Consider the following 8,475-nt stretch of genomic DNA (forward strand, 5'->3'; position numbering starts at 1 on the left):
ATGAAGGTAGCATTGATTCAAATGAAAGTTTTAGAAAAAAAAGATGATAATATGAAAAAAGCAGCTTTAAAAATAAAAGAAGCAGCGAGTAAAAATGTTGATTTGGTCATGCTACCTGAAATGTTTAATTGCCCCTATGAAACTAAAAATTTCCCCATTTATGCAGAGGAAGAAAATGGAAAAAGTGATAGATTTTTAGCTAGTTTAGCAAAAAAATATAAGGTTTATTTAATAGCTGGATCAATGCCAGAAAGAGAAAATGGAAAAATATATAATACATCATATATTTATTCTCCAGAAGGATTGAAAATAGGAAAGCATAGAAAGATTCATCTCTTTGATATTGATGTTCAAGGGGGACAAAAATTTAAAGAAAGTGATACCTTAACAAAGGGAGAAACTCCTACTATTTTTCAAACTAAGTTTGGGAAAATGGGTGTAATGATTTGTTTTGATATCAGATTTCAAGAGTTAACTTCTTTGATGGCAAAGGAAGGAGCCAAGGTTATTTTTGTTCCAGCAGCTTTTAATATGACAACAGGTCCTGCTCACTGGGAAACTTTGTTTAAGGGAAGAGCTTTAGATAATCAAATATTCATGGTTGGAACAGCTCCAGCAAGGGATGAAAAGAGTTCATATTGTTCTTATGGACATTCTATAGTAACTTCTCCTTGGGGAAATATAGAAAAGATGTTAGATGAAAAAGAGGGGATATTATACTATCATATAGATTTAGAGTATATTGATAAGATTAAAAAAGAAATTCCAATAGGATAGTAAATGTAAAGGGATGAATCTAAGTTAAGATTCATTCCTTTTTTCTTTGCTTTAAAAAAAGAAATGTGCTATACTCAGTATGTGACAAGACAGGTGTATAGTCAGTTAAAACATAAAGTGGAGGGAAGAAATTAAATGGAAAGTAAACTTGAAAAAATCAGAAGGTTAAGGGAAGAAAAAAATGTTGTAATATTAGCTCATTATTATGTGGATGAAGAGATTCAAAAGATTGCAGATTATATAGGAGATTCTTTTTACCTGAGCAAGGTTGCTAAAAATTTAAAGGAAAAGACAATAGTATTTTGTGGTGTTGATTTTATGGGAGAAAGTGCAAAAATACTTAGTCCAGATAAAAAAATATTAATACCAGAAAAAAATGCTAGTTGCCCAATGGCACATATGGTAGATTTGCAAGAGATAGAAAGAATGAGAAAAGAATATGATGATTTAGCAGTTGTTTCTTATATAAATTCAACAGCTGAAACTAAGGCTTTAGTGGATGTTTGTGTAACTTCTTCAAATGCAGAAGGGATAGTTAAATCTCTACCTAATAAAAATATATATTTCATACCAGATAAGAATTTAGGAACTCATTTATCTAAAAAAATACCAGATAAGAATTTTATATTTAATAAAGGATTTTGTATAGTTCATGCAAGCCTAGAAAAAGAACAGGTTTTACAAGCAAAAGAAAAATATCCTAATGCTAAATTTTTAGCTCATCCTGAATGTGAAGATGAAATTTTAAAATTGGCAGATTATATAGGAAGTACTTCTGGAATTATAGATTTTGCTGTAAACTCTCCCTTTGAAGAATTTATTATAGGGACAGAATCAGGAATATTATATAAATTAAAAGAAAAGGCTCCTAATAAAAAGTTTTATTTAGCAAAGGAAGATTTTAATTGTAGAAATATGAAAAAAATTACAATAGATAAATTATTAAATACTTTGGAAAATGATACTACAGAAGTAAAATTAGAAAAAGAGATTATAGAAAAAGCATCTTCTTCTTTGGAAAAAATGTTAGAATTAGGAGATAAAAATAAATTTAAAGAGGAATATGATTTAATAATTGTTGGAACAGGAGCAGGAGGTTGTTTTTCTCTTTTAAATGCAGATAAAGATAAGAAAGTACTTATGATTACTAAGACAAAATTAGAGGAAAGTGACTCTTATTTAGCCCAAGGAGGGATTTGTGTTCTTAGGGATGAAAAGGATTTTGATAGCTTTTTTGAAGATACAATGAAGGCAGGGCATTATAAAAATAATAAGGATTCTGTAAGGGAAATGATAAAAAAATCTCCTAAAATTATAGAAGATTTAGTTTCTTATGGAGTTAGTTTTGAAAAAGATAATGATGAATTTAAATATACTAGAGAGGGAGCTCATTCCAAATCTAGAATACTTTATCATAAAGATATTACAGGAAAAGAAATTACTAGAAAATTACTAGGTAATGTGAAAAATAGAAAAAATACAACTATATTAGAAAATACAACTTTAGTTGATTTAATATCAAAAGACAATATATGTTATGGAATTGTTATGAAGGATAGTAATGGTGAAATTCAAAGGGTATATTCTAAAAATGTTATTTTGGCTTGCGGCGGAATAGGAGGGAATTTTAAAAATTCAACTAACTATCCTCATTTAACAGGAGACGGGATTGAAATTGCTAAAAAACATAATATAAGATTAAAGAACCTAGATTATATTCAAGTTCATCCTACAACTTTATATTCAGAAGAAAAGGGAAGAAGATTTTTAATTTCAGAATCTGTTAGAGGGGAAGGAGCTCTACTTTATAATGCTAATGGTGAAAGATTTGTAGAGGAACTTAAACCAAGAGATTATGTTACTAAAAAGATACTTGCTCAAATGGAAAAAGATGGATCAAAACATGTGTGGTTAGATATGAGACCTATTAAAAAAAGAGGGATAAGCTTAGAAGAAAGATTTCCAAATATATTAAAAAAATGTAGAGAAGAAGGATATGATCCAAACAAGGAAATGATTCCAGTAGTTCCAGCTCAACATTATTTTATGGGAGGAATCGAAGTTAATTTAAATAGTAAAACTTCTATGGAAAATTTATATGCAGTTGGTGAAACTAGTTGTAATGGAGTTCATGGTGCTAATAGATTAGCTAGTAATTCTTTGCTTGAAACTTTAGTTTTTTCAAAAAATGCAGTGGAAGATATAGAAAATAAAACAATATTAAGGGAAGGGGAATAGAATGGATACAGTTACAGAAAATTTAAATGTGGATGATCTTATTTTACTTGCATTAAAAGAGGATATATCTTCTGAGGATATCACTACAAATTCAATAATTAGAGAAAATCTTTTAGGAAGAGGGGAACTTATTGCAAAGGAAGATGGTATTCTTGCAGGGATTGAAATTTTTAAAAGAGTTTTTAAATTACTTGATAAAAATATAGAGTTTCAAATGAATTTCAAAGATGGAGATAAGCTTAAAAAAGGTGAGATAATAGGAGAGATTAAAGGAGATTTAAGAATAATTTTATCAGGAGAAAGAGTTGCTTTAAATTATTTACAACATATGAGTGGTATTGCAACTTACACAAATGATATGGTACAATTATTAAAAGGGACAAGTATAAAATTGCTAGATACTAGAAAGACAACTCCAAATATGAGAATTTTTGAAAAATATGCTGTTAGAGTAGGTGGAGGAAATAATCATCGTTATAATTTATCAGATGGTGTGTTGATAAAGGATAATCATATTGCAGTTGCTGGAAGTATACAAAAAGCAGTTGAGATGGCAAGAAACTATGTTTCCTTTGTGAAAAAAATAGAAGTTGAAGTGGAAAATTTACAAATGGTAAAAGAAGCTATTTCTGCTGGTGTTGATATTATGATGTTAGATAATATGAATGAAGATATGATGGAAGAAGCAGTAAGACTTATAAATGGAAGAGCAAAAACTGAATGTTCAGGAAATATAACAAGAGAAAATATATTGAAAATAGCTAAATGTGGGGTTGATTTTGTTTCCAGTGGAGCATTAACTCATTCAGCTAAAATACTGGATATTTCTTTAAAAAATCTTCAAAGAATATAGTAAAAAAAGGTTGGGAGATATTATGGGTGGAAATGAAAGACGTGATAAAATAATAGAGTTAATTAAAGGAACTGAAAAGCCTTTATCAGGGGGACATTTATCAAAAGTACTAGGAGTTAGTAGACAAGTAATTGTCCAAGATATTGCTCTTTTAAGGGCACTAGATTATAATATTATTTCAACTTCAAGAGGTTATTTGATTCATAATTTAATTTTAGATATACCTGGTAGAGTTATAAATGTATTCCATACAGATGCTCAAATTGAAGATGAACTTAATACAGTTGTAGATATGGGTGGAATAGTGGAAGATGTTTTTATTGATCATAAAGTTTATGGACATTTTAGAGCAGAGTTAAATATAAGCAATAGAATGGAAGTTCAAAAATTTTTAAAAGAATTAAATTCAGGAAAAGCAGTACCTCTTAAAAACTTAACTTTTGGAAGACATTCTCATACAATAAGAGCTAAGGATGAGGGAACTTTGGATTTAATTTGTGAAGAATTAGATAGAAAAGGATATTTGATAACTGAAGAAAAAATAAAATTTTAGAAAGATATAAAGATATAAAAATCATACAGAAAGATAAATCTAATGAATGCTAAGGCAAACTAAGATTTATCTTTTTTATTTTAAAAATTGCAAAAATATAGATTTTAATGTAAAATAGAAGTAGGAAATCGTATTTATAACGTATATAGTTAAGGAGGGGGTGCAATGTTAAAAGAAGTTTGTGTAGGCTCTTTCTTACAGGGGAAAATGGCAGAAAGTAGAGGAGCAGACAGAATAGAACTTTGTGATCATCTAGATGAAGGGGGAACAACAGCATCTTATGGTACTATAAAAAAATGTGTAGAATCATTAAAGATTCCAGTTTTTTCATTAATTAGACCTAGGAGGGGTGATTTCATTTATTCTTGTTACGAAATAGATATCATGAAAGAAGATATCAAACTTTGTAAGGGATTAGGAGTAGATGGAATAGTAATAGGAATATTAAAAAATGAAAATGAAATAGATTATGACACATTGAAGGAATTCATAGAATTAGCAAGTCCTTTAGAGGTAACTTTTCATAAAGCTATTGATGAAATTGAAGATCCAGTGAAGGAAATACCAAAATTAAAGGCAGCTGGGGTTTCAAGAATATTATCTTCTGGAAAGGGAGAAACGGCTTTAGAAGGGAAAGAAATTCTAAATAAAATGATACAGGCAGCAGGAAAAGATATGCCTATTATAGTATGCGGGAAAATAACAAAGGATAATTTTGAAGAGGTTAGCAAGGAAATAAAATCTTCAGAATATCATGGAAGAAAAATATTATAAAAAATAAGACCTATTATAAATAGGTCTTACTTTTTTTATAGATGAGTAGTTTCTGTTTCTTCATTAACTAAAATATTGTTAACTTCTTCATGAGAAGCTTCTTCTTTTTTATTTTTACCTTTAAATTTTTCCATTAATTTTTGGAAACCTTTAACAACTACCCAGTTTTTCTTTCCTTCAAAGAAATTCCAATGAGGAATCATTTTATCTTCGGAGTATTTAACTTCACCAGTTTCTTTATCTATAACTAGTTTTTCATTTTTATTAATTTTCTTTTCTATTGTTTCTTTTGTTTCTTTTGATTTTTCTTTATTAAATTTTTTGTGAACAGGAACACTATCATATATTTTTTGATAATTTCCATCTTTATCTTTTTTATATGTAGTTTTTCTAATTTCTTCATCTTGACTATCTTTTCTTATAACTTCTTTTAATTCTTTAGTTTCTGCAAATTTATCTTTTTCTAAATCAAAAATTCTTCCAGTTTCATCATCAATGTAATTTTTAGAATTTTTAGATTCATCATAATTTTTAACTTTTTCTAAGAAATCTTTTTTATTTGATCCTTTGTATAAAGCCTCGTAATCTTTTCTAGTTTGTTCACTTAATAAAGAATTATCTTTATTTGATTCAAGTATTTTCTTTAATTGTGTAGAATCTTTTTTATTTAAAGCATCTTTAATTAATGTATCAACGGTATCTTTCATAATTTTTCTTTCTAAAGTATCTCTAGTTGTTACATAACCTTTTCCATTTTTATTTAAAACTAATAAATCACCGTTGTCTAATTTCATAATCTTACCATTTAATTCTGGATTAGTTTTTAATGCTTTAAATTCTTTAGAAGTTAATTTTTTATCAAAATTTTCTCCTTCAATAGAATAACTTTTTTGTTTTTGAACGATAGTAATTTCATTATTATCATTTAGTTTGAAGTATCTATCTTTTGATATTTTAATTCCTTTTCCATTGATTTCTTTAATATAAGGTGCTTTTTCTAAATCTTTTTTAGTTACTTCCTTTTTAGTTTTAGGATCAACTAAATATTGTTTATCTTTGAATGAAGTCTTAACTTTAACTATCTTTAAATCAGAATTACTATCTTTTACAAGATATTTATGACTTCCTATGTCTACAGCTTCTCTTCCTAAATCTTTATTAAATGATTTTTTAGATTCAAAATCTTTTGTAGTAAATTGCTTATTAGATTTTTTATCAGTATAAATAGGAGGCATATCAACTATCTCTTTTTTTATGATAGGTTTTTTATTTTCAGTTAGGATGACAGCATGTTTATAGTCAGTTTTAAAACCATCTTTTGGGATTATAGCTCCAACATCTTTCTTAGCTTCTTCACTTACTTTTAATTGTTTTTCTTTAAAAGCTAATTTTCTTCCGTCATTAAGTTCAACTGTTGTTTCTTTCCATCTTCTATTTTCTTGATCTTTTATAATTTTTGCATTTTTTTCTAAAGTTCCTAGAGTGATTTCTTTTCCAGTTTTATCTGTAAGAACTTTTCCGGTTTTAGGATCTAAAATTCTTTCAGTTCCAGGTTTTTTTATAAAAGTATTTTTCTTTGTTGCAATTTCTGGTTTTCCTATTTCAGCAACTTCTCTTTTTATAGTAGTTGTTTTAGTGCCTACTCTAGTAGAAATTTCTTTAGTGCTAACTGTTTTACTAGTAGGTATATCTTTAACAGTTTTTCTTGATTCTGTTTTAATTATTTTATAAGGTGAAACTTCTGTTGTTGTTGAAGATTTTTTTAGGTTAACGTTTCTTGGAGAATCGATACCACTATCAGAACCATCATTTCTTTTTCTTAATGTTTTACTATCTTTACTTTTTCTAAAATCATTTGGTGAAATTGTATAATCAAGATCAAATTTAAAATGTTTTTTATCTTGAGTTGTTACTATAGAATTATCGGTATCTCTGTTAATTCCAGATCCTGTATCTTCTAGTTTTTTCCCTCCAACTGTTACATTTCCTGCTCCTATTGTTGCTTTTACAGTTTGAGCTTTATGGAATCCTTCTACTCTTCCACCTTTAACGTCTACTCCTCCAATTCCTTTTTCAAATCCTTTTGCTGATTTTCCAAATGATAAAGTAGCTCCAACTCCAGCGTACCCGCCATCTCTTTCATGCTTATCTTTTAAATCTTCATATGACAAACTTCCTGTAGAAAAATCTAAGTTTCCATCATCTGCTGCAATTACTCCACCTTTTAAATTAGTATTTCCTTTAACGTCAACTTTTACATTTCCACCTGTAATTCCTGCTTGTTTTTTAACCCAAGCCTTATCTTCATGAATATTACCATAAGTAGCACCAACTTGTGCACTACCACTAACTTTTCCTGTTATATCAACACTTACACCAGTAATAACATCAACATTTGTAGAATGTAATCTTTGTTCTAATGTATCTTGAACACTTTCAATATTTAAATTTCCACCAATATTTGCAGCTACATTTTCTCCTTCAATGTTTCCACCTTTTAAATTAGCATTATTTGTTATATCTAAGTTTACATTTTTACCTTTAAGAGTTGCATTGTTATATGTTTTTGAATTTACATAAGCATTATTTGTAGCTGATGAGAATCCTATTTCAGCACCGACATCAGCACCTTTTGAAGCATTAACAGATGCTAAACCTCTAACTGTAACATCCCATTGATATCCAGATTCTTTTTCATTATATTCACTCTCTGAAGCTTCTAAATTAAATTCATTTGCTTTAATTCCTAAATTTTCAGTAGCTTCCATTTGCATACCTTTTAAGTCAACTTTTCCTTTTTCTGCTGACATTATGATATTTTTTGCATTAATTTCAGAGTCTAAAGCTTTCTTTGATTCAGTTGTTTTTTCTGAATGACTTGAAGATACACCGACAGAAACACTTCCACTAAGAATACTTCCTCCTACTACTTTAGAGATTGCACCTCCCATTTCAGCAGTTTTAGCAGCAATTTCAGCAGCTTTATCTCCTGCAGTTGCAGATTCATTTTTATCATTAAAACTAGAATATTCGGAGTTTTTAGTATAATCTACTTGTTTTTTTACTGTTTCTGCAAGACTTAAAATTTCAGCAGTGTAACTAACTCCTGCTCCAACAGAAATTGTGTCTTGCTCAGCAGAAGTTTTAATTTCATCTTGAACATAAGTTGAATTGATATCTCCTTCTTTAGCCATAAATTTAAGAGTATTAGTAGCATCCATATTTACAGATTCTAAGTTAACATCTTTTTTAGCTAAAACTGTCATACTTCCAACATCTA

6 protein-coding genes and 1 pseudogene are annotated in these 8,475 nt (G+C 28.4%); 6 read left to right on the forward strand and 1 reads right to left on the reverse strand.

Features of this window, described 5'->3' with window-relative positions; all coding sequences use genetic code 11:
- The 6 genes and pseudogenes from Q7K47_08895 to Q7K47_08920 all read left to right on the forward strand — a co-directional run bounded on the left by Q7K47_08895 (window position 1) and on the right by Q7K47_08920 (window position 5,195).
- Complete coding sequence (locus tag Q7K47_08895; protein MDP0507316.1) at window positions 1–777, forward strand: carbon-nitrogen hydrolase family protein; 777 nt, start codon at window positions 1–3, stop codon at window positions 775–777.
- A gap of 135 nt (window positions 778–912) precedes the next feature.
- Window positions 913–1,818 (forward strand): annotated as a pseudogene (gene nadA / locus Q7K47_08900) (quinolinate synthase NadA).
- A complete protein-coding gene (locus Q7K47_08905; protein MDP0507317.1) occupies window positions 1,801–3,015 on the forward strand; it encodes an L-aspartate oxidase in 1,215 nt (404 codons plus the stop codon). The pseudogene nadA and the gene Q7K47_08905 overlap by 18 nt, the downstream one beginning before the upstream one ends.
- A 1-nt stretch (window position 3,016) precedes the next feature.
- Entirely contained in the window at window positions 3,017–3,868 is an 852-nt protein-coding gene (gene nadC, locus Q7K47_08910) for a carboxylating nicotinate-nucleotide diphosphorylase (GenBank protein ID MDP0507318.1), read from the forward strand.
- Between the two features lie 22 nt (window positions 3,869–3,890).
- Window positions 3,891–4,421, forward strand: a complete 531-nt coding sequence (locus tag Q7K47_08915) for a transcription repressor NadR (protein ID MDP0507319.1) — start codon at window positions 3,891–3,893, stop codon at window positions 4,419–4,421.
- Between the two features lie 165 nt (window positions 4,422–4,586).
- Window positions 4,587–5,195, forward strand: a complete 609-nt coding sequence (locus Q7K47_08920; GenBank protein MDP0507320.1) for a copper homeostasis protein CutC — start codon at window positions 4,587–4,589, stop codon at window positions 5,193–5,195.
- Between the two features lie 35 nt (window positions 5,196–5,230).
- On the opposite strand, the gene Q7K47_08925 is transcribed toward Q7K47_08920, so the two are convergent.
- Window positions 5,231–8,475: hemagglutinin repeat-containing protein (locus Q7K47_08925; protein ID MDP0507321.1), on the reverse strand; the 3,245-nt coding region annotated here is incomplete at its 5' end.

Source organism: Fusobacterium sp. JB019 (genome assembly GCA_030673965.1).
Taxonomy (GTDB): Bacteria; Fusobacteriota; Fusobacteriia; order Fusobacteriales; family Fusobacteriaceae; genus Fusobacterium_B.

Coding starts and splice junctions, on each gene's coding strand:
- Q7K47_08895 (MDP0507316.1), top strand. CDS start 1: ATGAAGGTAGCATTGATTCAAATGAAAGTTTTAGAAAAAAAAGATGAT.
- Q7K47_08905 (MDP0507317.1), top strand. CDS start 1,801: ATGTTAGAATTAGGAGATAAAAATAAATTTAAAGAGGAATATGATTTA.
- nadC (MDP0507318.1), top strand. CDS start 3,017: ATGGATACAGTTACAGAAAATTTAAATGTGGATGATCTTATTTTACTT.
- Q7K47_08915 (MDP0507319.1), top strand. CDS start 3,891: ATGGGTGGAAATGAAAGACGTGATAAAATAATAGAGTTAATTAAAGGA.
- Q7K47_08920 (MDP0507320.1), top strand. CDS start 4,587: ATGTTAAAAGAAGTTTGTGTAGGCTCTTTCTTACAGGGGAAAATGGCA.